Below are 25,113 nucleotides of genomic sequence, written 5' to 3' on the forward strand. Positions count from 1 at the left end.
CCGCCGCCATTTTGCCGATCAGGCCCAATGCTCATGGTCGGCAAGCACCTCGTCGATCACGCGCCGAGCCCTTTCGATCTCGGCAGGATTGACATCTATACGCCCGGCGGCCGTGATCAGGGCCTTCCACAGCGTCCAGCCGCGGCCGCGCGCCCAGGTCGCGTCATCGACGGCGATTGCGGAGCGGAACGTCTCGCGGCTTTCGCCCTCGAAAAACGTCCAGGCGATCGCGAGATCGCAGGACGGATCGCCGACGCCGGAGGTGCCGAAGTCGATGACGGCGCTCAAGCGGCCGTCCTTGACCAGCAGGTTGCCGGAGGCGACATCGCCGTGGAACCAAACCGGCGAACCGTGCCAGGTCGCGTCAAGCGCTGCCTCCCAGACAATGGTCGCGGCTTGCGCATCGATCTCGCCTTCGAGCGCGGCGATTGCCTGCCTCGCCTCCCCGTCATAGACCGTCAGCGGCCCGCCGCGATAAAAATTGTGCTGGCCCGGTCCCGGCCCGCCGGTCGGATCGATCCGCCTCAGGGCAACGAGGAACTCGGCGAGTGTCAGAGCGAAGGCGCGAAGGTCGGCAATGTGCCCGGTCTTCGCCGTCTCGCCTTCGATCCAGCGATAGACGGACCAATGCCACGGATAGCCATCCGCCGGCTCGCCCATGGCGAGCGGCACAGGGATCGGCAGCGGCAGAAGCGGCGCGAACAGCGGCAGCCAGCGATGCTCCTTCTCGACCTGCAGAGCATAGTGAGCCGCACTCGGCAGCCTGACCGTCATCTCGTCGCCAAGATGGAAGGTACGGTTATCCCAGCCGCCAAAGGCGACCGGGCTCACCGGCAGATGCCGCCATTTTGGGAACTGCACCTCGACCAGCCGGCGCACGAGATCGGTATCGATATTTACCTTAGGATTGTGCATGCCGTTGTCCCAGATCGAGGGTCGGCATTCCTAGACGACAGGCATCAGTGGGGAAACTCCAGCCCCATCTCGCGATAGCGCTCGGGGTCGTCGCCCCAGTTCTCGCGCACCTTCACGAACAGGAAGAGGTGCACCTTCTGCTCGAGGATCTCGGCGATCTCGGCGCGCGCGGCCTGGCCGATGGCGCGGATCGTCTCGCCCTTGTGGCCGAGCACGATCTTCTTCTGGCTGTCGCGCTCGACATAGATGACCTGTTCGATGCGCACGGAGCCGTCCTTCTTCTCCTCCCATTTCTCGGTCTCGATATGCGAGGAATAGGGAAGCTCCTGATGCAGCCTGAGATAAAGCTTCTCGCGGGTGATCTCGGCAGCGAGCTGGCGCATCGGCAGGTCGGAGATCTGGTCTTCCGGATAATACCAGGGGCCAACCGGAAGCGTCTCGGCGAGATAATCGAGCAGGTCCTTGCAGCCGGAGCCGGTGAGCGCCGAGACCATGAAGGTGCGCTTGAACGGCACTCTTTCATTCGCTGCCGCGGCCAGGGCCAGTAGCGTCTCCGGCTTGACGCGATCGACCTTGTTGAGCACGAGCAGCATCGGCTGCTTAACGTCCTTCAGCCGGTCGAGGATGGCGTCCGCATCGCCCTTGATGCCGCGCTCGGCATCGATCAGCAGCACCACGACATCGGCATCCTTGGCGCCGCCCCAGGCGGTGGTGACCATGGYCGTGTCCAGCCGGCGCCTCGGCTTGAAGATGCCGGGCGTGTCGACAAAGACGATCTGCGCATTGTCATGCGTGGCGATGCCACGCACGATCGCGCGCGTCGTCTGCACCTTGTGGGTGACGATCGAAACCTTGGCGCCGACCAGCTGGTTGACCAGCGTAGACTTGCCGGCATTGGGCGCGCCGATCAGCGCGACGAAGCCGGAGCGCGTGGCGGGTGTTTCGGGAGTTTCAGTGCCGGTCATGCCGCGCTCCAGACGCCTTCGCGCAGCAAAAGCGCCGCGGCTGCTGCCTGCTCCGCCTCGCGCTTGGAACGGCCGCTGCCGATAGCCGGCGCGAAGGAGCCGACCTTGACGCTGACAGTGAACAACGGGTCGTGGTCGGGACCCTCGCGGCTGTCGACCCGGTAGGCCGGGACGGCGCCCGATGCCGCCTGGTGCGCCCATTCCTGCAATTCGGTCTTGGCGTCGCGGCGGGCAGCACCCATCGCCTGCGAGCGCGGCTGCCAGTAGCGGTGGATGAACGCGCGCGCCGCCTCCAGCCCGCCGTCGAGATAGAGCACGGCAATCAGCGATTCCAGCGCATCGGCGCGCAGATTGGTGCGCTTGCGGCCTTCGAGGTTGCGCACGTCGGAGCCGGCACGGACCAGCTCCGGCAGGCCGATCTCCTCGGCGATCTCGGAGAGCGCCTCGGCATTGACCAGCGCGTTGAGGCGCAGCGACAGCTCGCCCTCGGCGGCCTCGGGAAAGGTGGCGAGCAGCATGTCGGCCACGACAAGGCCTAGAACGCGGTCGCCCAGGAATTCGAAGCGCTCATAGTCGACGCCGGCATGGGTCGAGCGCGCGCTGGCATGGGTCAGCGCGCGTTGCAGACGCTGGCGGTCGGCAAAGGCGTGGCCGGTGCGCTCGACAAGCGCTTCGGCAAGAGCATCGGCGGTCAAACGCTTGGCCGCCATGACCTTAGTGGACGAGATGGAACAGGCGCCCGACGCGCATCAGCGACGGCCACTTCCAGACTTCCAAGGGGCTCGCGCCGTCGGCGATCGAGAAGAAAATGACGTTGGCACGGCCGACAAGGTTCTCGGCCGGCACGAAACCGACGGTGAAGCGGCTGTCGGAGGAGTTGTCGCGGTTATCGCCCATCATGAAATAGTGGCCGGGCGGCACGTCGAACTCGCGCGTGTTGTCGCCGATCGAATTGGGCGTCAGGTCGAGCGTGTCATAGGTGACGCCGTTGGGCAGTGTCTCGCGATAGACGTCAACGGGACGGTCGACCTCAGTGATATCGGGATTGTCGATCTGGCCGACCTTTTCGCGCGGCACGGCAGTGCCGTTGATGAAAAGCTGGCCGTCCTTGACCTGGATCTTGTCGCCGGGCAGGCCGACGACGCGCTTGATGTAGTCAACGGACGGATCCGGCGGGAACTTGAACACCACCACATCGCCGCGCTTGGGCTCAGAGCCCCAGATGCGGCCGGAGAACAGGTTCGGGCCGAAGGGCAGCGAATAGCGCGAATAGCCATAAGCCCATTTGGTGACGAACAGATAATCGCCTTCGAGCAGGGTCGGTCGCATCGACCCGGACGGGATGGAGAAGGGCTGGAACAGCAGCGTGCGGATCACGAGCGCGAGCAGCAGAGCCTGGATTATGACGGAGAAGGTTTCGCCAAGCCCGCCGGATTTTTTCTGCGATTTTTCAGCCACGCTCATGTCGTCCTCGATTGTGCGTTGGTTGGTATAGAGTCTCGGCGCGCGCTGGGCAACGTCATGCCGCTCGTGGTCAGATGGAATCAATGTGGCGCTTGTTCGGCGGGCACCGCCTCAATGATCACAAAGGCTTGAGCAAGCGGGAAATCATCGGTGATGGTGAGGTGGATGAGCGCGCGATGGCCCTTGGGCAGGATTTTCTCCAGCCTGGCGGCAGCGCCTCCGGTCAGCGCCATGGTCGGCGCGCCGCTGGGCAGGTTGACCACGCCCATGTCGCGCCAGAACACGCCCTGAGCCATGCCGGTGCCCAGCGCCTTGGCGCAGGCCTCCTTGGCGGCGAATCGCTTGGCGTAGGAAGCGGAGCGGGCGGCGCGTTTTTCCGATTTGGCCTGCTCGATCTCGGTATAGATGCGCTGAACGAAGCGCTGGCCGTGCCGTTCCAGCGACTTCTCGATGCGTCTGATGTCGATCAGGTCACTGCCGATGCCRATGATCATTCCGCGGGAACTTCCCGCCCACCGGCGCGCTTGGCCTTCTCCGCCCGCTCGGCCATGCGCCGCTTGCGCTGTTCGCGGAACGCGGTCATGCCCCAGCGGGTGATGCCGTAGAAAACAAGCCCGAACACCAGTCCGAGCGGCACCGCGCCGATCAGCATGGGCTCCAGGATCGGCTGCCAAAGCTTCGCGAAGGAAAGCGTGTGCATCATTTCGCCCATATGCTCGGGCGGACCATGCCTGGGCAGGTGCTCATGCAGGATCAGCTTGCCGGTCTCCCAGGACGCGCCCCAGAGCAGCGGAAAGGTCAGCGGATTGCCGAAGAACAACGCGCCGAGGGCCGCCGCCACCAGATTGCCGGCGATCACCCRGCACACAACGGCGGCCACGATGAAGTGGAAGCCGAGCGGGAAAAACGAGGCGAAGACACCCGCGGCAACACCGGCGGCCACGGAGTGGGGGGTGRCCTTCAGACGCAGGATGCGCTTGGAAAAATATTGGAACGAACGTGAAAAAGAGCGGCGCGGCCAAAGGTGAATACGCACCCGCTCCAGGAGGCCATCAGGCTCTCGGCGTCGAAAAAGCACTCTGTTTCAGTTCCCGGTTCAATACACGCTCCCCCGCCACCCCGGGTCGCGCCGACATATCTTGCGCTCCGAGGGCGCAGGAAGGCAACAAAACTTTGATATAGCGACAGCCCGGCCGCGGAACAACGAAATGCGACCGCGATCGTCTGCCGCAGGCGCTAACAAGAGGGTCATTCTGGCGAAACTGAGGAGAGGACCGATCGGCACGGCGCCATGCGGCACGATCTCAAATGAACGGAGTTGTCTGATCTTACGCAATTCCGGACGGAAAAATCGCTGCACACTTTTCCTGGAATTGCATTCTTTGCCCGTCGCAACTCCGGACGGAAAAACCGCTGCACACTTTTCCTGGAATTGCTCTATTCCAGATATTCGCTGATCTCGACCAAATTTTCGTCCGGATCGCGGAAATAGACCGACATCATCCTGCCGCGGGCGCCGGTGCGCTCGACAGGACCGAGCTCGATCGCCACGCCGTTGGCTTCGAGGCTGGCGCGGATATCGGCAAGAGGCACTGCCGCGACGAGGCAGAAATCGCCGGCGCCGGGCGTCGGCGTCTTCGCCTTCGGTTCGAAGGTGCGGCCGACCTCATGCAGGTTGATCTTCTGCGATCCGAACAGAAGCGCGGTCGGCCGGTTCGGCTCGTCCAGCCGCCTCAGGCCGAGGACACGCTGGTAGAAGTCGCAGGTCGCCTCGACCGAGCGGACCGTCAGCACGAAATGATCGATGCCGTCGATCAAGCTACTTCTCCCTGATGCATGTCGTTACCCGAAAACTGCTACGCACTTTTGGGCGACATGCATTCCTAGATATTGCGGCTTCCCGGCTTGACAGGCGGGATGGCGGCAAGTTCCGGCGGCAGGCGGTCGGGCGGATAGGCCGGTACCTCATATTCGGCGAGCGCGATCAGCGGCACGCCGACATCGGTCTTGCCGGCCGAGCGGTCGATGATGCAGGCGGCCGCCGCGACGTCGGCACCGAGTTCGCGCAGGCAGTCGATCGTCTCGCGGATCGAAAGTCCCGTGGTGACGATATCCTCGACGATGACGACACGCGATCCTTTGGCGATCTCGAAGCGGCGGAGCCTGAACTCGCCCCCTTCCCGCTCGACCCAGATCGCCGGCACGCCGAGATGGCGCGAAGTCTCATAGGCCGGGATCAGGCCACCGACCGCCGGGCCGACGACATAGTCGATCTTGCCAGGCACGGCCTGGCGGATCTTCTCGGCCAGCGCGCTGCACAGGCGCTCGGTCTTGTCGGCATGCATGAAGACGCGCGCCTTCTGCAGGAAGACCGGGCTGCGCAGGCCCGACGTCAGGATGAAATGGCCTTCGAGAACCGCGCCGGCCTCCCGGAATATGCCCAGCACTTCGTCGGTGTTCATCTTGTCCCCATTCTATTTTTCGACCGCGATCTTGTCCGCAAACCGGTTCCCCACTTTGCGGGATCATGGCCTTGTTTCCTTCAGACCATGATCTTGTCCGCAAACCGGTTCCCACTTTGCGGGATCATGGCCTTGTTTCCTTCAAACCATGATCTTGTCCGCAAACCGGTTCCCACTTTGCGGGATTATGGTCAACCGTTCACACGCCGCGCGTCGCTGACGCTCGAATTGTCCTTGAGCTGCGAAAGCAGCCGGTTGAGATGCTTCAGGTCCCAGACCTCGAGGTCGATCAGCATCTCGGTGAAATCGGGCGCGGTGCGCACCATCGACAACGTATGGATGTTGGCGTCGTTCGAGGCAACTACCTGGGCGATGTCGGCGAGCGATCCCGGCGCATTGATGGCGGTGACCGAGATGCGCGCCGGGAAGCGCTCCTTGGTGCGCTCGTCGATGTCCCAGCGCACGTCGATCCAGCGCTCGGGCTGGTCGTCGAAAGCCTGCAGCGCCGGCGACTGGATCGGATAGATGGTGATGCCGGTGCCCGGCTGGATGATGCCGACGATGCGGTCGCCGGGCACCGCGCCTTCCGGCGCGAAACGCACCGGCAGATCGCCGCGCACGCCGCGGATCGGAACCGCGCCGTCGCGCTGCTGGTCCTTGTTGTCCTTGCGCGCGGCGCGCCCGGGCATCTGGAACAGCATGCCGGCAGCGTTGCGGATCTTCGACCAGCCCTCCTCGCGCTGCTTGGGCGCCGCGACCGTCACGCGTTCGTCCTTGTAGTCGGGGAAGACAGCCTTCATGACGTCGTTGGATGCGAGTTCGCCGCGCCCGACGGAGGCCAGAACGTCCTCGATGTCCTTGCGCGCCAGCCGGTGCAGTACCGGCTTGAGGTTCTCCTTGGCAAAGCTCTTGCCGGCGCGCTCGAAGGCGCGCTCCAGGATGCGGGCGCCGAGCCCGGAATATTGCTTGCGGATGGCGTTCTTGGTGGCGCGGCGGATGGCGGCGCGCGCCTTGCCGGTGACGACGACCGATTCCCAGGCGGCCGGCGGCACCTGCGCCTTGGAGCGGATGATCTCGACCTCGTCGCCGTTCTTCAATTCCGTCATCAGCGGCATGATGCGGCCGTTGACCTTGGCGCCGACGCAGGTGTCGCCGACCTCGGTGTGGACGGCGTAGGCGAAGTCGATGGGAGTCGCCCCGCGCGGCAGAGCGATCAGCATGCCCTTGGGCGTGAAGCAGAACACCTGGTCCTGGAACAACTCCAGCTTGGTGTTTTCCAGGAAATCCTCGGGGTTGTCGCCTTCTGCCAGCTGCTCGATGGTGCGGCGCAGCCACGCATAGGCGTTGGTCTCCTTGGAGATCGTGTGCGCGGCGCCATTCAACTTGCCGCCGGTGTCCTTGTAGATCGAATGCGCGGCGACGCCGTATTCGGCGATCTTGTTCATCTCGCGAGTGCGGATCTGCAGCTCGACGCGCTGGCGCGACGGGCCGACGATGGTGGTGTGGATCGAACGATAGTCGTTCTGCTTCGGCGTCGAGATGTAATCCTTGAAGCGGCCGGGCACCATCGACCATGTCGTGTGGATGGCGCCGAGCGCGCGATAGCAGTCCTCGACCGTATCGACGATGACGCGGAAACCGAAGATATCGGAGAGCTGCTCGAAGGAGAGCGCCTTGGCCTCCATCTTGCGGAACACCGACCACGGCTTCTTCTGCCGGCTTTTGACGCCGGCCTTGATCGCGTGCTTTTCGAACAGGCCCGACAGCGCCTTCTCGATCTCGTCCAGCACGCCCTTGTTGCGCTCGAAAATCTCGGCCAGCCGCGCGGTGACGGCCCGGTAGGCTTCCGGATTGATGTAGCGGAAGGCGATCTCTTCCAGCTCCTCGCGCATGCCCTGCATGCCCATGCGGCCGGCGAGCGGCGCATAGATGTCYATCGTCTCCTCGGCGATGCGCAGCCGCTTGGCCTCCGGCATGYGGTCGAGGGTGCGCATGTTGTGCAGGCGGTCGGCGAGCTTGACCAGCAGCACGCGGACGTCCTCGGAGATCGCAAGCAGAAGCTTGCGCAGGTTCTCCGCCTGCTCGGCCTTCTTGGAAACGAGGTCCAGCTTCTTCAGCTTGGTGAGGCCCTCGACAAGCTTGCCCATTTCGGGGCCGAACAGCTCATCGATCTCGGCGCGGGTTGCGGTCGTATCCTCGATCGTGTCGTGCAGGAGGGCAACCGCGATCGTCGCCTCGTCCATATGCATCTCGGTGAGGATCGCGGCGACTTCCAGCGGATGCGAGAAATAGGGATCGCCCGAGGCGCGCTTCTGGTGGCCATGCTTCTGCATGGCATAGACATAGGCCTTGTTGAGCAGCGCCTCGTTGACGTCAGGCTTGTAGCGCTGCACGCGCTCGACAAGCTCATACTGACGCATCATGGGCGGAATCTCGCGGTGATGAAATGATTGATGCGCCGCACCAACGTGCGACGCATCCCATAGATAGCCACGAAACTGACGATACGGAAGTGCCGGATGCTTGATCCAGCAAGCTCCGAGAGAACTTAGTAATCGTCGCTCTTTTCCGGCGGGACCAGACCCTCGATGCCGGCGAGAAGGTCTTCCTCGCTCATGCGGTCGAAGGCGATGTTCTCTTCGGCATCGTCGGTATCCGCCGCGGCGGTGGCGGCGCCGGACTGGTCGGCAATCGCCTCGCCATCGGCCTCCGGCTCGTCAACCTCGACATGCTTCTGCAGCGAGTGGATCAGGTCTTCCTTGAGGTCGTCGGGCGACAGCGTCTCCTCGGCGATCTCGCGCAGCGCAATGACCGGATTCTTGTCATTGTCGCGAGGAACGGTGATCTGCGCGCCCTGGCTGATCTGGCGGRCACGGTGGCCGGCGAGCAGCACGAGCTCGAAACGGTTGTCGACCTTGTCGATGCAATCTTCAACGGTTACGCGGGCCATGGACTGCCCCTTTCATGCGTGGATTTGGTGGAAAACAGGCGGGCTCCATAACCCGGACGCCACAGAAATACAAGCTTTATGGYGGCAGCCCCCGGTTGGCGAGCCCTTGCCCGGCTCATCAACCGGGCATCGCTCAGACGTCACATAGTGCCGATCACAATTGCTTGCAATGCCCGCCCGCGCCCTTGGATATCCATAAATCTGGCGTTATCTCGAATGAGACGGCAAAGCGGACCATTACCGTTCCTGCGCGTCACGTTTAGACGACAGAAATTTTCGAAAAGGAATATTTTTCAATGTTCGATCCCCGTGAAAAGATCGCTCTTTTCATCGACGGTGCCAATCTCTACGCGACGTCGCGGGCGCTGGGCTTCGACATCGATTATCGCAAGCTTCTGTCAAGCTTCCAGAAGCAGGGCTACCTGCTCAGGGCCTACTACTACACCGCCCTGGTGGAGGATCAGGAATATTCCTCGATCCGGCCGCTGATCGACTGGCTGGACTACAACGGCTTCAAGGTGGTGACGAAGCCCRCCAAGGAATTCACCGACTCGACCGGGCGGCGCAAGATCAAGGGCAACATGGACATCGAGCTCACCGTCGATGCGCTGGAGCTTGCCGATGTCGTCGACCACTATGTCATCTTCTCCGGCGACGGCGATTTCCGCACTTTGGTCGAGGCGCTGCAGCGGCGCGGCCGCAAGGTCTCGATCATCTCGACGATGGCCTCGCAGCCGCCGATGATCTCCGACGACTTGCGCCGCCAGGCCGACCACTTCATCGATCTCATGACGCTGAAGAACGAGGTCGGCCGCGATCCGTCGGAGCGGCCGATACGCCGGCCCGAGCCGGCTGAAGTCGAGGAGGACGACTATTGAAAGCGGCGGCCTTGAGCGCCGCGCCCTCCCCCGAACCCAGCCGTGACTGCCCGCTCTGCCCGCGRCTGCACGACTTCATCGCCGTCTTGCGCCAGCGCGAGCCGGGCTGGTTCAACGCGCCGGTGCCGACCTTCCTGCCGCCGGAGGGCGAGGACTCGGTCAGGCTTCTGATCGTCGGGCTGGCGCCGGGCCTGCGCGGCGCCAACCGCACCGGGCGCCCCTTCACCGGCGACTATGCCGGCGACCTGCTCTATGGCACGCTGATTGCCGAGGGTCTGGCCCGCGGCGAATTCAAGGCGAGGCCGGATGACGGGCTGGAACTGATCGGCACGGCGATCACCAATGCGGTGCGCTGCGTGCCGCCCGAGAACAAGCCGATCGGCTCCGAGATCGCCACATGCCGGACCTTCCTCAGGCCGACCATCGCACGCTTTCCCAACCTGCGCGCCATCTTGACGCTGGGCTCGATCGCGCATCAGTCGACGGTGCGGGCGCTGGACGAGCGGGTCGCAGCCCATCCCTTCCGGCATGGCAGACGGCAGGAAGCCGGCGGCATCATGCTCTTTTCCAGCTATCACTGCTCGCGCTACAACACCAACACGGGTGTGCTGACGGAAGAGATGTTCGTCAACGTCTTCAAGGAGATCGCGGCGTTCCTGAAGAGCTAGATTCAGGCGTCGGGGCAAACAGTTCGGTGAGCCTCGCGGGACCGCCCTTCAGCACATTCAAGTCGACATCGCCGCCGATGCCGTCGACGCGACCTTTGTCGAGATATTGCCAATAGACCCAATCGTCGTCTTTCGGCGGCATCGCCACCGCGCGTAGCCAGCGCCGGCGATCCGGAATGGAAGCTGAATAGGCCGGCACCGCCTCGTCGGTGATGTAGATGATGGCCGGCTTGCCATAGGCCGCCTCGACCGGACCCAGGAACGCCAGGAGTTCCGCATTCAGTTCGGCGGGCGAAGGTCGATGCGGGCAATTGCCGTGGAACTCGATGTCGACGACCGGCGGCAAAAGCGRCTCGCCGTGTGGCACGGCCGCGAGAAAGTTCTTCGCCTGATCGGCGCCCGGGCGGCAGAAGGTGAAGAAGTGATACGCGCCGACCGCAAGGCCCGCGGCGCGCGCCTCGCGCAGATTCTCGGCAAACGCATCATCGACATGGTCGCCGCCTTCGGTCGCCTTGATGATGGCGAAGGTCACATCGTCGGCGGCAACGCGCTGCCAGTCGATCTTGCCCTGATGGTGCGAAACGTCGATGCCCCTCAGAGGGAAGCGGATGCGATCCGGCGGGAAAGGACGGGGTCGGAAAAGGYCGTCTGTCCAGACCGAGAGCGCCACAAGGACGAAAGCCAGGGCCAGGACAATCAGCCGGTCCCTCAAGCCTTGGCCCCTTGCTCGCCTTGCCCGCATATCGCCGGTGGTCCTAACGACTTCACGCAATTCCGGACGGAAAACCGCTGCGCTCTTTCCGGGCGGAAAACCGCTGCGCGAATTGCTCTAGCCACGCTCCTTGAGGAGCCGCCCCTTCTCGCGCGACCAGTCGCGCTGCTTCTCGGTCTCGCGCTTGTCGTGCAGCTTCTTGCCGCGCGCGATCGCCAGCAGCAGCTTGGCGCGGCCGCGGTCGTTGAAGTAGATCTTGAGCGGCACCAGCGTCATGCCTTCGCGCTCGACGCTTTGCGCAAGCTTGGCCATCTCGCGCTTGCTGACGAGCAGCTTGCGGCGCCGGCGCGGCTCGTGGTTGAAGCGGTTGGCCTGGAGATATTCCGGAAGATAGGAATTGATCAGCCAGATCTCGCCGTCCTCGGCCGAGGCGTAGGATTCCTGGATGTTGGCCTGGCCCTGTCGCAACGACTTGACCTCGGTGCCGGTCAGCACCAGGCCGGCCTCGATCGTGTCGAGCACCTCGTAGGAAAAGCGCGCCTTGCGGTTTTCGGCGACCGTCCTGTTGTTGGGGTCGGCTTTCTTGACTTGGTTCATGACGTCTAGAGTCCGTTTCGAAACTCGCTCCTGCGAGTCAGATGATGGTGTCACCGAGAACCGGAGCGGAGCGTACATATAGTACATGAGCACCGGAAGCGCAGGCGACGCCTGCAGATGGCCGCAGGAGTAGAGTTTCCAAACGGGCTCGCTAGTTTATCAAGCCGGCATGCTTCATGGCCGCATCGATCTTCTCGGCAGTCGAAGCCTCGACTGTCACGAGCGGCGAGCGCGTCACATTCTCGACCTTGCCCAGCTTCGACAGCGCATATTTGGCGCCGGACACGCCGGGCTCCACGAAGATCGCCTTGTGCAGCGGCAAGAGACGATCCTGCAGCTCGAGCGCCTTGGCGCTGTCCCCTGAAAGCGTCGCTTCCTGGAATTCGGCGCAGAGGCGCGGCGCGACATTCGAGGTCACCGAAATGCAGCCGACGCCGCCATGCGCGTTGAAGCCAAGCGCCGAGRCATCCTCGCCGGAGAGCTGGATGAAATCCTTGCCGCAGGTCATGCGCTGCTCCGAGACGCGCTCGACCTTGCCGGTCGCGTCCTTGACGCCGGCGATGTTCTTGAAGTCGTGGCGCAGCCTGCCCATCGTCTCGGGCGTCATGTCGATCACCGAGCGCGGTGGGATGTTGTAGATGATGATCGGCAGGCTGGTCGCCCGGGCGACGGCGGCGAAATGCTCATAGAGGCCGCGCTGCGTCGGCTTGTTGTAATAAGGCGTGACCACAAGCACGGCATCGGCGCCGGCCTTTTCGGCATATTGCACCAGCCCGATCGCTTCCTCGGTGTTGTTGGAGCCGGCGCCGGCGACCACCGGAACCCGGCCCTTGGCCACCTCGATGCACACCTTCACGACCTGGCGGTGCTCGTCATGCGACAGCGTCGGCGACTCGCCGGTGGTGCCGACCGGGACAAGGCCCTTGGTGCCCTCGGCGATCTGYCATTCGACGAAAGCGCGAAAGGCTTTCTCGTCGAAACGCCCGCTCTTTTCGAACGGTGTGACGAGCGCAGTCAGYGAGCCTCTCAGCATATTGTMCAACTCCTGGAGCTTTGTTGTGCATGTCGTTGTCCCGGTGCCCACCTTTGGGCGACATGCATTAGGTTGGTCTCTGCATGTCGTTACCCCAAAACCGGTACCCACTTTTGGGCGACATGCATTTCGTTAGTCTCTGCATGTCGTTGTCCCAAAACCGGTGCCCACTTTTGGGCGACATGCATTTCGTTGGTCTCTGCATGTCGTTACCCCAAAACCGGTGCCCACTTTTGGGCGACATGCATTGGTGTTTATCGATCGGTATAGTTGCGCGCCTTCTAACCGAAAGCGAAGCCGCGCACCATAGTCTCGACATGGTTCACCGGCAAGCATCACGATGGTGCCAGCACGCGCATTTCGGACGGCCTCGATAACCTTTTGTTTACGAGCCTTTCACGACCTAAGTTTAGGCTCCGGGTCGGGCTTCGAGGATTCCTGCCTGCTGACGATGTGCTAGGGTAGAAACATGCCGACGAGGCGGCCCCATCTCTTCGCGCTTTTCAGCGCGGTCGTCGCGCTGATGCCGGGGATGGCGATCGGCGGCAGTGTGGACGTGCGTACGACGGCGACCATCCCTGCGCCAGGCTCGCCGCAGGCTTCGGACCAGGCGCAGCCGCCTCAGCCTTCGGCCAGCATCGCGCAATTGAAGGGCGGGCTCGACGCGCTCGCCGCCAACAACATCGCCGGCGCGCGCAACGCGCGCGACACGCTGCCTGCCACCTCACTCGACCGGCACATCCTTGCCTGGGCGATCGCGCTCTATGGCGGCAACCAGGTGCCGAGCGGCGAGATTGCCGACGCGGCCAGGATGCTGCCTGGATGGCCGGGGACGATCGCGCTGCGCAAGAACAGCGAGCGCGCGCTCTATCGCGAGAACCCGCCGCCGCAAGCGGTGGTGCAGGCCTTCGGCCGCAGCCAGCCGCTGACGCCGGAAGGCGTGATGATCCTCGCCCGCTCGCAAGTGGCGCTGGGCAACCAGGCGGCGGCGCGCGCRGTGCTGGTGCCCTTCTGGCGCAGCGAAAAGCTGGAAGAGAAGGACGAGACCGCCATCATCAAGGAATTCGGCGCGCTGATCCCGGCGGCCGACCACCGCTACCRCATGGAGCGCATGTTCTATGCAGAGCGGCCGTCCTCGGCGCTGCGCGTCGCCGGCCTTGCCGGCGCCCAGCAACTCGCCGATGCCTGGGCGGCCGCCGACCGGGGCGACAAGAGCGCGGCGAAATTGCTCCAGGCCGTGCCCGCAGCGCAGCGTTCGGCCGGCTATTTCTTCGCCGAGGCCGAATATCTGCGCAAGCAGCAGAAATTCGCCGACGCCGCAGCGGTGGTGATGAAGGCGCCGACCGACCGCGACGCGCTGGTCGATCCAGATGCCTGGTGGGTGGAGCGCCGCGTCCTTTCGCGCGAGCTGGTCGACCAGGGCGACATGAAGACCGCCTACAAGATCGCTTCCATGCACGCGGCCGAGAGCCCGGCCAGCGCCGCCGAAGCCGAATTCCATGCCGGCTGGTACGCGCTGCGCGGCTTGAGCGATCCGGCCACAGCCGCCTCGCATTTCGCCCGTATCGCCGACCTCGCCCAGGGGCCGGTGTCGCTATCGCGCGCCTATTACTGGCTCGGCCGCGCGGCGGAAGCCGGCGGTCCAGGGAACGCCAAGGATTATTTCACGCGTGCGGCCGCCTATGGCACCACCTTCTACGGCCAGCTCGCCGGCGAGCGCGTGGGCCTCAGGACGCTCAATATCGCCTATCCCGAGCCGAGCGCGGCCGACCGCCAAAGCTTCGAAGCCAGGGAGGCCGTCAACGCCATCAAGCGGCTGCAGGAAGCCGGCTATGACCGCTATGCCGAAACGCTCTATCTCGACCTTGCGGGACAGTTGACCAGTCCCGGCGAGCTGGCGCTGCTGGYAGTGCTCGCCGAGAAGCAGGGCAACCATTTCATCGCATTGAAGGTCGGCAAGATCGCCGCCCAGCGCGGCATCGATGTCGGCGCGCTGTCGCATCCGCTTGGCGTCATTCCCGATTCGGCCAACATCTCCGGCGCCGGCAAGGCGCTGGCCTATGCCATTGCCCGCCAGGAGAGCGAGTTCAATGTCGGCGCCATTTCCAGTGCCGGCGCGCGCGGCCTGCTGCAACTGATGCCGGGCACCGCCAAGCAGCTGGCCAAGAGGGCCGGCATGGCTTTCTCGGCGGCGCGGCTGACCACCGATGCCGGCTACAACGCGACGCTGGGCTCGGCCTTCCTCGGCGAGCAGCTCGACCGCTTCAGCGGCTCCTATGTGCTGACCTTCGCCGGCTACAATGCGGGTCCCAACCGCGCCGCCCAATGGGCGGCGAAATACGGCGATCCGCGCGGCAAGGACGTGGATACCGTCGTCGACTGGATCGAGCGGATACCCTACACGGAAACAAGAAGTTACGTGCAGCGCGTGATGGAGAATTACGAGGTCTACAAGATGCGTATTTCGGGGAAATACGACATCGTCGGCGACCTGGTGAACGGACGCAGTTGATCGTCGAGGGCGTCGCATACGCAGAATTCCAAAGGCTGCGATCCTTCGCGCCCCCCTCTGTCCTGCCGGACATCTCCCCCGAGTCGGGGGGAGATCGGATCTTACTTCGGCTTTCGCCAATCTCCTCCGTCGTAGAAAGAGTGCCAAGGCCGAAGCTGCCAATCTCCCCCTTGCGAGGAGATGGCCGGCAGGCCAGATGGGGGTACTGTCCCGCCAGCGCTGATGCCTCTGGGCACACGTGCCATTTGACCATCCCCGCCCGCACCTGTAGCTGTCCCTCACCTCAACGAGGAACAGCATTCCGATGGCGAGCGAAGGGTTTTCCGACTTCTTCTATTCGGCACCAGATGGCCTGAAGCTCCACGCCCGGATCTATGGCGAGGCGAACTCGGAAGGCTGGCCGGTCGTCTGCTTGCCCGGCCTCACCCGCAACGCGCGCGATTTCCACGAGCTCGCACTCTACCTTTCAAACAAGGCGAGGAGGCCGCGCAAGGTCGTCGCCTTCGATTATCGCGGGCGCGGGCAATCCGACTACGATCCCGACATCAGCCACTACAATGTCGGCGTCGAGGCGGGCGATGTGCTCGCGGGCCTAGCGGGGCTGGGCATCGAAGAAGCTGCCTTTATCGGCACCTCGCGCGGCGGTCTGATCATCCACGTGCTCGGCGCGCTGAAGCCGACCGTGCTGAAGGCTATTGTTCTCAACGACATCGGCCCGGTGGTCGAGGCCGAGGGCATTGAGCACATACGCTCCTATCTCGACCGCCGCCCGACACCGAAGACATTTCCCGAGGCGGTCGACGTGCAGCGGCGTGCGCATGGCGCCGGCTTCCCCGCGCTTACCGACGCCGACTGGGCGCGGATGGTGGCCGCAATCTACCGCGATACGGACGCCGGACTGGTGCCGGATTTCGATCCTGCGCTGGTCGACAYGCTGGCCGGCGTCGACGTCACCAAGCCGCTGCCGGATCTGTGGCCGCAGTTCGACGCGCTGGCCGGCGTGCCGCTGCTTGCCATTCGCGGCGCCAACTCAAAGCTGCTGTCCGCCGCGACGCTCGAGGAGATGGAAAAGCGCCATCCCTGCGTGGAGGCGATCACGGTTGAAGGCCAGGGACACGCGCCCTTCCTCGAAACCGGTCAATTGCCGGAAGAGATTGGCGCGTTTATCGATCGGGCGGAGCCTGAGGTCGCGCCGAAGTAAAACTCAAGAGCAGAATTCGCTCGGAGGGTGTCAATACAGTATAGGAAAGCCGGAGTTCGGCCCGTGCGACGGAGGGCCAATTGTAGATGTTGGCGCCGCCCCTCATGAGGGGCGGCGCCAGCTTGTCAAGCAAAGCGGAAGGACAACGCACAAAAGGGGCGCGAAGCATCGCCGGCTTCTGGTTGATGGAGATATCGGCGGGACAGCGCCCCCTCTGCCCTGCCGGGCATCTCCCCCACAAGGGCGGAGATGGACAAGCTTCTACGCCTTCACCTTGGAAGTCCTGCCGGGCCCTTTGACCGCTGCGCCTTCGCTCCTTGGCTGGCGCGCCGGCTTTGATGGCGAGGGCGCGGTCAGCGGCGATGCAAACACCGAGGTGTCCGCAGGGCGCGAGGCCTCGTCGCCGCGCGGCTTCTCCAGCACGACGACGCAGCCATCGAGGTCGTTGGTGGCGAGATGGGCGTATCGCATGGTCATGGCCAGCGTCTGATGGCCGAGCCACATCTGCACGCGGCGGATGTCGATGCCGCCCTGGACCAGGCGCGAGGCGCAAGTGTGGCGGAGGATATGCGGCACCACCTGCTCGTCGGTGCCGAGACCGACCTCGGTCTTCGCCTCGTTCCAGATGRCACGGTACTGCGCCTGGGTGAGCATGGCGTACGGGCCCTTCGGCCGACGGCCTTCGGTGGTCGGCGGCAGCTTGATCACCTCCTTGACCCGCTCGGTCATCGGAATGGTGCGGCTGCGGCCGGATTTGGTGATCCAGAACGATACGCGGTGTTCCTGGATGTCGTTCCAGATCAGCCCGAGCGCCTCGCCGAGACGGCAACCGGTATCGACCAGGAAGACGGAGAGTCTGTAAGCATCTGCGCTGCGGCTCTTGATGGCGGCGAACAGCCTTGCCTCTTCGTCCCTTTCGAGGAAACGAATCCGTCCCGCCCGCTCCTTCTGGCGGCGGAATTCAGGCAAGCTGTGGATATCTCCCATCTTGTGAGCCTTGCGCAGCAGTTTGCTGAGGGCAGCCATCTTGCGATTGATGGTTGCGTTGCTGTTACCGCGCTGGCGCAGGGTACCGATAAGATTGTCCAGGGTATTCTGGTCAAAGGTGCTGAAACGCTCTCCCAGAAGGATCTCGTCTATTTCACCGATGAAAGAGCTGACATTGTATTTATGTCGCCCATCATCCCAGAGTATATCCCGATATGCCGCGAATAGCTCTCCGATCCTGTAGCATTTTACTTCTCTGATCTTGTTATAGGTGTACCTAAACTTCGAGTTCTGAGAAGAAAACACCGCAAAATGACCAGAGGGCTCCCCCTCTTGAATCGCTTCGTTCGTCATTTTTAGACCACACCCCCAGTGGACGGGCGAGCGCTAACCGCTTGGAGGCGTCCTTTCAAGAKTTAAGTCTGACAAAACGATTTCATCCGCCAAATACCGGATTCCACGAAATCGCCCTGAAAGACCCTGTTCAGCTATCGATCCCCCATTTCCCCCGGCTCGCCTTCGTCCAAGTCGCGATAAACAATACGGCCCAGGCGTGGAGACGCCCGGGCCGGATTCACCTGTGTAATTCCAGCCCTTAGAAGGAGCGCTGGAAGCGGAGGATACCGCCGACGGCGTTCTTCTTGTCGGCGTCGATGCCCGTCCAGTTGCCGAACTGGGTGTGGTCGGTATGAGCCCAGTCAACTTCGGCCGTGACGGTGAAGCCGGGAACGATGTCATAGGCAATGTTCGCCGCGAGACCGAAATCCTTCGAGTCGTCATACGACGCCTGGACATTGAACGAAGTCTTCTCGTTGAACTTGTAGGTGCCGCCACCCCAGACTGCCCAGTTGCCGCCCCACTGCTTGTAGAAGCCGCGGCCGTTAGCATCGACGACGTTACCCAAGTTGTCGTTGAGGTTGTCGTCGGTGCCGTAGCCGGCCATGACGAACAGCGACAGCGCGTCAGACACGTTCACGTCCAAGCGGACCTTGCCAGCAACTTCCTCGTAGTTGCTGTCGTAAGCCACGACGCCGGTGATCGCGCCCCAGCCCTGCGTCCACTTCACGCCGCYGACGACGTGCGGAACATAGCTGTCGATCGTRCCAACCGCACCCGAACCTTCTTCGAGCGAGACCACGGCCGAGAAGCCGTCGCCAGCGTCGAAGTAGTACTGGACGACGTTGGTATCGAAGTCACCATACGGAACCAGCGTATCCTGGATGACGTTGCCGGCGTAGCCGATGAACGTATCGAAGGYCGATTCGTCCTTACCGACGCGGAGCCCACCGAGCTGGATCCAGGCGAAGTTCAGCGAAACGGCAGTACTCTCGCCGCCATTGAAGTTGCTGGCGACGCCRCCACTACCATTGCCGAAGTTGAAGCGGGTCTCGGTGTAGGTCTTCAACGTGCCGAGCTCGGTTTCCTGGCCGGTCCAGGTCTTCAACGTGAAGCGGGCCTGCTTGTGCCAGGTGTCCTGGTCCTTGCCGTTCATGTCATCGAAGGTGTGAGCGCCATCGAAGCTGCCTCTCTCGCCGGCGCTGATGTCGTAACGGACATAGCCGCCGATGCGCAGGCAGGTTTCGGTGCCGGGGATGTAGAAGTAGCCCGAGCCGTAGACGTCGCAGATCTTGACGTATTCAGCCGGTTCCGGCTCGGCGACGGTCACCGCGTCGGCGGCGCGAGCACCGGAAACTGCGATCAGGGCCGCAGCTGAGCCGAGAAGAAGGCTCTTGATGTTCATTTTCTGACCTCCAGTCAGAATCGAACGGAACAAGCGAACCTGCGACAGACATTCTTGCGGCAATCTATTGATATTGCGCCACTTTTTCGGAAAAATGATGCAGCTCCGCGGAGCAATGCGGATGTCACAGTACCGTTTGGTGGGACGAAAGAGCGTCGCGGAGGATGCGTTGCGAGTGGCAATCGCAAACTCTGGAGATTGACCGAAGCTTTTCCCGGTCGTCATCCTGGGGCGAAGCAAGGAGCGAAGCGACGCGGCGCAGACCCCAGGATCCATGCCGTGACTTCGACGCGTCACCGCGGTCCAGAATTCAGCTCCGCTGCACTCTTCGGGCAAGGTAACGGCATGGATCCCAGGGTCTTCGCGACGGAGCTTCGCTCCCTGCTCCGCCCTGGGATGACGCAGTCCGGAGGCTTCGGAGCCAGGCCTTGCAGAGGATTCGTAGGGAAGTATCACAGGGGCCTGCCACCCGAAGCCCGCAGGGCGTAGGGTGGCGGAGAGGATGGGATTCGAACCCACGAGAAGCTTTTGACCTCTACTCCCTTAGCAGGGGAGCGCCTTCGACCACTCGGCCACCTCTCCGTCGCGCCGCTGGATAAAGAAAAGCGCGGCCACAATCAACAAGCCGGCGCCATAATCGGCGAAAATTCGACGCAGGCAGCGAAACGGATGGAATCGTGCGGCGATTCCATGGCGATTCCCTGCCCGGCGACTCGCAGCTGGCGCCGCAATTTCGGCTGCTCGTCGCCGGATTCGACCGGCCGCAAGGCCTTAATGGTTAATGAGAACTTTCGGACTGCGGCCAAATCGTGTCATTTGTGCAACAACGCCCGGGGATAGCGTTCGGATGGGGCTTTTGCCGACACGATCGTTATTGAACGCCGCCGCGGCCTGGGTAAAGGTCAGGGTCGAAGGAGCGGCGCGGTGCGCATCTTTTTCGGTAAGTGGGGATGGGGCAGGGAACGCTGTCCTTCAGCAAAAAATACCCAGACCCGTTTTTTAACTTTTGACTGGAGGTCAGAAAATGAACATCAAGAGCCTTCTTCTCGGCTCAGCTKCGGCCCTGATCGCAGTTTCCGGTGCTCGCGCCGCCGACGCGGTGACCGTCGCCGAGCCGGAACCGGCTGAATACGTCAAGATCTGCGACGTGTACGGCTCGGGCTACTTCTACATCCCCGGCACCGAAACCTGCCTGCGCATCGGCGGCTATGTCCGTTACGACATCGGCCTCGGCGATGTCGGCTCGTTCGACGGCGCGCGTACCTTTGACGTGCGCTCCGGCAAGGACCAGGCGACTTGGTACAAGAACGCCCGCTTCACGCTGAAGACCTGGACCGGCCAGGAAACCGAGCTCGGCACGTTGAAGACCTACACCGAGACCCGCTTCAACTTCGGCAACCACAACGCCCGCGGCACGAAGACCACCACCACTGGCCCTACCGCCGCCGTCACGTTCCACCCCAATAGCGCCGGCTTCAAGGGCGTTTCGCTGAACTTCGCCTGGATCCAGCTCGGCGGTCTGCGCGTCGGTAAGGACGAATCGGCCTTCGATACGTTCATCGGCTACGCCGGCAACGTCATCCAGGATACGATCGTTCCTTACGGCGATTTCGACACCAACGTCGTCCAGTACTATTTCGACGCCGGCAACGGTCTCTCGGCCGTGGTCTCGCTCGAAGAAGGCTCGGGCACGGTCGGCACGATCGACAGCTATGTTCCGCATGTCGTCGGCGGCGTGAAGTGGACGCAGGGCTGGGGCGCCATCACCGGCGTTGCGGCTTACGACAGCAACTACGACGAGTTCGCCGGCAAGGTCCGCGTGGACTTCAACGTCACCAACGAACTGTCGCTGTTCGGCATGTTCGGCTACGGTACCGACAAGCACCTCACCGACGACGCGGGGAACGTCATCGACGCCCATGGTCGCGGCTTCTACAAGCAGTGGGCCGGCAAGTGGGCATTCTGGGCCGGCGGCACCTACAAGTTCAACGAGAAGACCTCGTTCAACCTCCAGGTGTCGGGCGACCAGCGGAAGAACTATGGCGTGGCAGCTAACGTTGCTTACGACATCGTTCCCGGCTTCACGGTCACGGCTGAAGTTGACTACGACCACTATGGTGAGTTCGACAACCCCAGCATCTTTGGCGACTGGACCAATGCCCAGAAGAAGAACAGCGTCGGCGGCCTCCTCCGCTTCCAGCGCTCGTTCTAACAGACTTCGCTTCGGCGAAATCGAGACCCGGCGGGCAACCGCCGGGTTTTTCTTTTCTGCTGGCAGCACCGACCCGCCATTGCAGAGTGCCGCATTCGCACGATTACAGGGATTGATCCGCACCCAGGCGAAATCTATCCCGACTGGTCTCGGACATGTCGTCAGCCAAGAATTCACAGTTCGTTTTGGTGGACCGCCGCAAACGTTTGCCATCGGCCGAAGCCTTACAGCTTGGTCATGCTGGAGCGAAGCGACCCGGTGTAGGTCTGTGCAGACCTCAGGATGACGAACCGACTGCCGCTTCTCCATAGCGCGCGATTTCGCCAGCGCAAGCACTATCCGACCGTCAGACTTTTCTGTGCCAGGGAACTAGCCTGCCGGCGAGGCCCGTTAGCGATTTCGCTTTTGTTCGCTCTTAAAGCGCGTCGCGCCGAAACGTATTCAGGCGACGCGCTTTAAATGTTTGTTTTGATGCATGCCGTTCCCCCAAGACCGCTACGCGCTTTTGGGCGACATGCATTAACCGGGATTGGAGCCACAGGCGGAGGCACAACGGGTGGAGCACATTACGGCCAGCATAGCCGAGCCCGATGGTCCCGCGAATTGATTACATACTTCCGGGGAAAGTTGGCAATAGTCTGGAAACTGTTGGTCAAACTTCAGCCAGATCGCCCAGCGCTTCGATCAACGGTTGGATTCTTGCTTTATAGTTCTTCCAGYGCTTGACAGAGGACTTGTAGATCGGCTGGCGAACCTGCCAGCGACTGATTGTTCTGACGGATCCCTCCTTTTCGAAGAAGCGGAGGCAGGCATCATTCCAAGGCAGCCCGAGGTAATCGATCAGACGGCGCGATTGYCCCTCCTGGTCTGAAATCATGTCCTCGTAGTGATTCTCAAAAATTCGTCCAGGAAATAGCGACTGCCAGTGACGCATGAGCCGATCATACTCGCGATAGGCTAGCCCAAGAGTCTCAAGATTGTAGCTGTAGCTATGACCTTCTCGAAAATTTGAAAAGAAGCAGGAAAGACAATTGTCAATTGCATCGCGCCTGCAGTGAATAATCCGAGCGTTCGGGAAAAGAATTCCAATCAGGCCAATAAGCTCGAAATTATGGGGCATTTTGTCGACAATGCGTCGCGCTGTAGGTGAACAGAGACGMAAATAGGACAGATACTCCTCGGCCAACCCCTGCGATTCCCGGATCGTCATCGACCTTACAGGCTCACCGAAAGGCAGCCCCGGCTCCAGCTTCAAGCCGACGGACTCCGCCACTCGCGCCAGTTTCGTAAGCTCTCCGGCCCCGTGAACTTCCGGGTGGCTTGCGCAGATTTGCTCGGTCAAGGTTGTACCCGAGCGCGGCATACCCAGGATGAAGATGGGCGTATCAGAAGGATCCCCACAATCAGCTTTGTCAGACAACAGCTCCCTGTCGAACAGGCCGATCAGCGCATCGATCTGCTGGCGGTAGAAGTCAATGTCAAACTCCCCAGCCTTGAGGGCCTTGCCCTCCAAGAAATGATCCATCGCCTGGTCATAACGCCCCAGGTCGTTCAGGATCTTCCCTGCTGCCAAATGAAGATTACTCGACTCTCCGTCGGAAATCGTGGTGTCACGAAGTTCGTTCAGGATTTGTTCGAGTTCGGGCGCCCCAGCAGAATATTTTCGAGTGTTTGCTAGGTTACTGTAGGCGACGGACACGTTCACGCGCCGCGCAATGGCTTCGTTCAGATAGGTTGTTGCCTCATCCATCCGTCCGAGGCCGATCAGTACATTCGCAAGGCCCGCTCCGGCCATCAGGTGATTGCGATCGATCTCCAATGCTTTTTTATAGACAGGTAAAGCCATTTCAGCCTGGTCAAACCCAGCGTAGGCTTGTCCCAGCGCRCAAAGCGCCTCTACCAGATCTGGCTTCAGTTCGCAGGCGCGCTGCAAGTGCCCAATGGCGGCCGGATGATCGCCAACCTTTAAGAAGGCTTCACCCAGACTAAGCTGATAATAGGGGTTGTTGGGCTCCCGGGCCGCTGCGCGTGCAAAAAACTTGATGGCCAACTCATTATCGACGCCGAGCCCCAAAGTGCCCAATATGTACAGCGCAAGCGGATGCTCGGGCGTCCTGGCCAAGACGCGATGACAGAGTTCCTCGGCCTCGGGYAGTTGCTCAGCTTTCTGCAGCTCGAGCGCCTGCCTCAACAGCATGTCGTCGGCTTGACTGCGAGACGGACCGGCCTTCGGCTGCGCTTTGGGTGGCGAAGCTTTCGGCGATATGGCCGTAGCCGAGGGTCGAGTTTTCAGGTGCTTTGCCCAGGCGGGCGGCAATCGATTGTTCATACTGTCTCGCTAGCAAAAGCGATCGGGAGAATCCAGTCGAGGCATGTAGTTCGTGTCGCGGCTAAACCATTTGCTGTGGTAAACAGTACCGCACGCGGCACGATAGCAAGTTCCCCGCCGCTGTGCTTACCACAAAGGCAAATTCGGCGAATTGCCGGACACGGCGACGAACGTGGCATACCACCAGACTTGGCCTTTTCGTCTCCTCCTCCAGCTTGCGCCCAYCCCCCTCCCACGCTAGCAAGAGGCCTCCTTTTCAAGCGAGCTTTGCCATGCGCCAGYGCCCTCCCCTTACGCCGATCATCGGCGCGCTTCCCACCACGGTGCCGTTCGTCGGGCCGGAGGCGCAGGAGCGCGATCGCGGCCGGCCTTTTCGCGCCCGCATCGGCGCCAATGAAAGCAGCTTCGGTCCCTCGCCGCGTGTCATTGCCCGCATGGAGAGCGTGGCGCGTGACATGTGGATGTATTGCGATCCGGACAATTTCGATCTGAAGGTCGCGGCGGCCGCCCACCATGGCGTGAAGATCGAAAACGTGGTTGTCGGCGAAGGCATAGACGGGCTGCTCGGGCTGGTGGCGCGCATGTATGTCGGGCCGGGTGACGCGGTGGTGACCTCGCTCGGCGCCTATCCGACCTTCAATTTCCACATCGCCGGCGTCGGCGGCCGGTTGGTGACCGTTCCTTACGCCAACGACAAGGAAGACCTCGACGGGCTCCTTAAGGCCGCCGTCAGCGAAAGGGCGCCGCTCGTCTATCTCTCCAATCCCGACAATCCGATGGGTAGCTGGTGGGAAGCGCCGGACATCATCCGCTTCATCGAGGCGCTGCCGGAAACCACCATGCTGGTACTCGACGAAGCCTATGGCGAGTTGGGGCCGGCCTCGGCGCTGCCGCCGATCGATATTGCGCGGCCGAATGTCGTGCGCATGCGCACCTTCTCCAAGGCTTACGGACTTGCCGGCATTCGCTGCGGGTATGCGGTGGCAGAGGCCGAAGTGATCCGCGACTTCGAGAAGATCCGCAACCACTATGGCGTCAGCCGCATGGCGCAGATCGCCGGCGTCGAGGCACTCGCCGACCAGGACTATCTGGATTCGGTGGTGGCGCGCGTGGCGGCCGGGCGCCRCCGCATCGCGGCCATCGCCGAGGAGAACGGTCTGAAGCCGCTGCCRTCGGCGACCAATTTCGTCACCATAGACTGCGGCCGCGACGGYGCCTTTGCGCTGAAGGTGATGCAGGCGCTGCTGTCGCGCGACGTCTTCATCCGCAAGCCGATGGCACCAAGGCTCGATCGCTGCATCAGGGTCAGCGTCGGCCTCGACCATGAGCTCGACATCTTCGCCGAGGAACTGCCCGGCGCGCTGGCGGAGGCACGCGGGTAGAGGCGCATTGAAGCTGCCGATCCCCCCACGTGGGGGAGATCGGACGTCGCGTGTGCTTTCGCCAATATCCAACGTTGCATTTGCCCGGTCCTGCGCCAGATTCGT

22 protein-coding genes and 1 tRNA gene are annotated in these 25,113 nt (G+C 62.5%); 6 read left to right on the forward strand and 17 right to left on the reverse strand.

Annotation, left to right across the window (positions count from 1 at the left end; translation table 11 throughout):
* Window positions 1-18: 18 nt before the first annotated feature.
* The 10 genes from ORS3428_RS19775 to rpoZ form a co-directional block, all read right to left on the reverse strand.
* The gene (locus ORS3428_RS19775) at window positions 19-915 is read right to left on the reverse strand and encodes an aminoglycoside phosphotransferase family protein (protein WP_071099962.1); all 897 of its coding nucleotides are present in this window, start codon (window positions 913-915) and stop codon (window positions 19-21) included.
* A gap of 44 nt (window positions 916-959) precedes the next feature.
* On the reverse strand, window positions 960-1,892 hold the full coding sequence (era, locus tag ORS3428_RS19780) for a GTPase Era (RefSeq protein WP_172833716.1): 933 nt from the start codon (window positions 1,890-1,892) through the stop codon (window positions 960-962).
* Window positions 1,877-2,590 (reverse strand): ribonuclease III, encoded by a 714-nt coding sequence (rnc, locus tag ORS3428_RS19785; RefSeq protein WP_071099964.1) that lies wholly within the window; start codon window positions 2,588-2,590, stop codon window positions 1,877-1,879. Before rnc ends, era begins: the two co-directional genes overlap by 16 nt.
* A 4-nt stretch (window positions 2,591-2,594) precedes the next feature.
* Window positions 2,595-3,344: a signal peptidase I gene (gene lepB, locus ORS3428_RS19790; protein ID WP_071100261.1), complete on the reverse strand. Its 750-nt coding sequence runs from the start codon at window positions 3,342-3,344 to the stop codon at window positions 2,595-2,597.
* An 80-nt stretch (window positions 3,345-3,424) separates the two neighbouring features.
* Window positions 3,425-3,838 carry a holo-ACP synthase gene (acpS, locus tag ORS3428_RS19795; RefSeq protein ID WP_071099965.1) on the reverse strand — a complete coding sequence of 138 codons (414 nt, stop codon included), beginning with the start codon at window positions 3,836-3,838 and terminating at the stop codon, window positions 3,425-3,427.
* Entirely contained in the window at window positions 3,835-4,422 is a 588-nt protein-coding gene (locus ORS3428_RS19800; RefSeq protein ID WP_071099966.1) for a DUF2062 domain-containing protein, read from the reverse strand. Before ORS3428_RS19800 ends, acpS begins: the two co-directional genes overlap by 4 nt.
* 359 nt (window positions 4,423-4,781) lie before the next feature.
* Window positions 4,782-5,162 (reverse strand): VOC family protein, encoded by a 381-nt coding sequence (locus ORS3428_RS19805; protein WP_071099967.1) that lies wholly within the window; start codon window positions 5,160-5,162, stop codon window positions 4,782-4,784.
* Window positions 5,163-5,227: 65 nt separating this feature from the next.
* On the reverse strand, window positions 5,228-5,806 hold the full coding sequence (gene pyrE / locus ORS3428_RS19810) for an orotate phosphoribosyltransferase (protein ID WP_071099968.1): 579 nt from the start codon (window positions 5,804-5,806) through the stop codon (window positions 5,228-5,230).
* A 191-nt stretch (window positions 5,807-5,997) separates the two neighbouring features.
* The gene (locus ORS3428_RS19815) at window positions 5,998-8,229 is read right to left on the reverse strand and encodes a RelA/SpoT family protein (protein WP_071099969.1); all 2,232 of its coding nucleotides are present in this window, start codon (window positions 8,227-8,229) and stop codon (window positions 5,998-6,000) included.
* A gap of 125 nt (window positions 8,230-8,354) precedes the next feature.
* Complete coding sequence (gene rpoZ / locus ORS3428_RS19820; RefSeq protein ID WP_071099970.1) at window positions 8,355-8,756, reverse strand: DNA-directed RNA polymerase subunit omega; 402 nt, start codon at window positions 8,754-8,756, stop codon at window positions 8,355-8,357.
* A gap of 296 nt (window positions 8,757-9,052) precedes the next feature.
* On the opposite strand from rpoZ, the gene ORS3428_RS19825 reads away from it, so the two are divergent.
* A complete protein-coding gene (locus tag ORS3428_RS19825) occupies window positions 9,053-9,634 on the forward strand; it encodes a LabA-like NYN domain-containing protein (RefSeq protein ID WP_071099971.1) in 582 nt (193 codons plus the stop codon).
* A complete protein-coding gene (locus ORS3428_RS19830) occupies window positions 9,631-10,302 on the forward strand; it encodes a uracil-DNA glycosylase (RefSeq protein WP_172833708.1) in 672 nt (223 codons plus the stop codon). The genes ORS3428_RS19825 and ORS3428_RS19830 overlap by 4 nt, the downstream gene beginning before the upstream one ends.
* On the opposite strand, the gene ORS3428_RS19835 is transcribed toward ORS3428_RS19830, so the two are convergent.
* The 3 genes from ORS3428_RS19835 to dapA all read right to left on the reverse strand — a co-directional run bounded on the left by ORS3428_RS19835 (window position 10,271) and on the right by dapA (window position 12,644).
* Entirely contained in the window at window positions 10,271-11,014 is a 744-nt protein-coding gene (locus ORS3428_RS19835; protein ID WP_071099973.1) for a glycoside hydrolase family 25 protein, read from the reverse strand. The genes ORS3428_RS19830 and ORS3428_RS19835 overlap by 32 nt on opposite strands.
* Before the next feature lie 117 nt (window positions 11,015-11,131).
* Window positions 11,132-11,611 carry an SsrA-binding protein SmpB gene (gene smpB / locus ORS3428_RS19840; protein WP_071099974.1) on the reverse strand — a complete coding sequence of 160 codons (480 nt, stop codon included), beginning with the start codon at window positions 11,609-11,611 and terminating at the stop codon, window positions 11,132-11,134.
* 151 nt (window positions 11,612-11,762) lie between these two features.
* Window positions 11,763-12,644, reverse strand: coding sequence for a 4-hydroxy-tetrahydrodipicolinate synthase (gene dapA / locus ORS3428_RS19845; protein WP_071099975.1), 882 nt, complete (start codon window positions 12,642-12,644; stop codon window positions 11,763-11,765).
* A gap of 469 nt (window positions 12,645-13,113) precedes the next feature.
* Here dapA and ORS3428_RS19850 point away from each other — a divergent pair, with 469 nt between their 5' ends.
* The gene (locus tag ORS3428_RS19850) at window positions 13,114-15,156 is read left to right on the forward strand and encodes a lytic transglycosylase domain-containing protein (protein WP_071099976.1); all 2,043 of its coding nucleotides are present in this window, start codon (window positions 13,114-13,116) and stop codon (window positions 15,154-15,156) included.
* A 304-nt stretch (window positions 15,157-15,460) separates the two neighbouring features.
* Window positions 15,461-16,357: an alpha/beta fold hydrolase gene (locus tag ORS3428_RS19855; RefSeq protein ID WP_071099977.1), complete on the forward strand. Its 897-nt coding sequence runs from the start codon at window positions 15,461-15,463 to the stop codon at window positions 16,355-16,357.
* 261 nt (window positions 16,358-16,618) lie between these two features.
* On the opposite strand, the gene ORS3428_RS19860 is transcribed toward ORS3428_RS19855, so the two are convergent.
* From ORS3428_RS19860 to ORS3428_RS19870, 3 genes are all read right to left on the reverse strand, one after another.
* A complete protein-coding gene (locus ORS3428_RS19860; protein WP_071099978.1) occupies window positions 16,619-17,698 on the reverse strand; it encodes a tyrosine-type recombinase/integrase in 1,080 nt (359 codons plus the stop codon).
* 241 nt (window positions 17,699-17,939) lie between these two features.
* Window positions 17,940-19,085, reverse strand: coding sequence for a porin (locus ORS3428_RS19865; RefSeq protein WP_071099979.1), 1,146 nt, complete (start codon window positions 19,083-19,085; stop codon window positions 17,940-17,942).
* A gap of 491 nt (window positions 19,086-19,576) precedes the next feature.
* Window positions 19,577-19,667: transfer RNA gene (locus tag ORS3428_RS19870), tRNA-Ser, on the reverse strand.
* 442 nt (window positions 19,668-20,109) lie between these two features.
* On the opposite strand from ORS3428_RS19870, the gene ORS3428_RS19875 reads away from it, so the two are divergent.
* Window positions 20,110-21,297 (forward strand): porin, encoded by a 1,188-nt coding sequence (locus tag ORS3428_RS19875; RefSeq protein WP_071099980.1) that lies wholly within the window; start codon window positions 20,110-20,112, stop codon window positions 21,295-21,297.
* Between the two features lie 652 nt (window positions 21,298-21,949).
* On the opposite strand, the gene ORS3428_RS19880 is transcribed toward ORS3428_RS19875, so the two are convergent.
* Window positions 21,950-23,626: a tetratricopeptide repeat-containing sulfotransferase family protein gene (locus ORS3428_RS19880; RefSeq protein ID WP_071099981.1), complete on the reverse strand. Its 1,677-nt coding sequence runs from the start codon at window positions 23,624-23,626 to the stop codon at window positions 21,950-21,952.
* Window positions 23,627-23,898: 272 nt separating this feature from the next.
* Between ORS3428_RS19880 and ORS3428_RS19885 the strand changes: the two genes are divergently transcribed.
* Window positions 23,899-25,008 carry a pyridoxal phosphate-dependent aminotransferase gene (locus ORS3428_RS19885; RefSeq protein WP_071099982.1) on the forward strand — a complete coding sequence of 370 codons (1,110 nt, stop codon included), beginning with the start codon at window positions 23,899-23,901 and terminating at the stop codon, window positions 25,006-25,008.
* The last annotated feature ends 105 nt before the right edge of the window (window positions 25,009-25,113 follow it).

It is taken from the genome of Mesorhizobium sp. ORS 3428 (assembly GCF_001854785.1).
Lineage (GTDB): Bacteria > Pseudomonadota > Alphaproteobacteria > Rhizobiales > Rhizobiaceae > Mesorhizobium.

Excerpts from the sequence above, each read along its gene's own strand:
- pyrE (WP_071099968.1), bottom strand. The coding sequence starts at position 5,806 with ATGAACACCGACGAAGTGCTGGGCATATTCCGGGAGGCCGGCGCGGTT.
- ORS3428_RS19775 (WP_071099962.1), bottom strand. The coding sequence starts at position 915 with ATGCACAATCCTAAGGTAAATATCGATACCGATCTCGTGCGCCGGCTG.
- smpB (WP_071099974.1), bottom strand. The coding sequence starts at position 11,611 with ATGAACCAAGTCAAGAAAGCCGACCCCAACAACAGGACGGTCGCCGAA.
- rnc (WP_071099964.1), bottom strand. The coding sequence starts at position 2,590 with ATGGCGGCCAAGCGTTTGACCGCCGATGCTCTTGCCGAAGCGCTTGTC.
- lepB (WP_071100261.1), bottom strand. The coding sequence starts at position 3,344 with ATGAGCGTGGCTGAAAAATCGCAGAAAAAATCCGGCGGGCTTGGCGAA.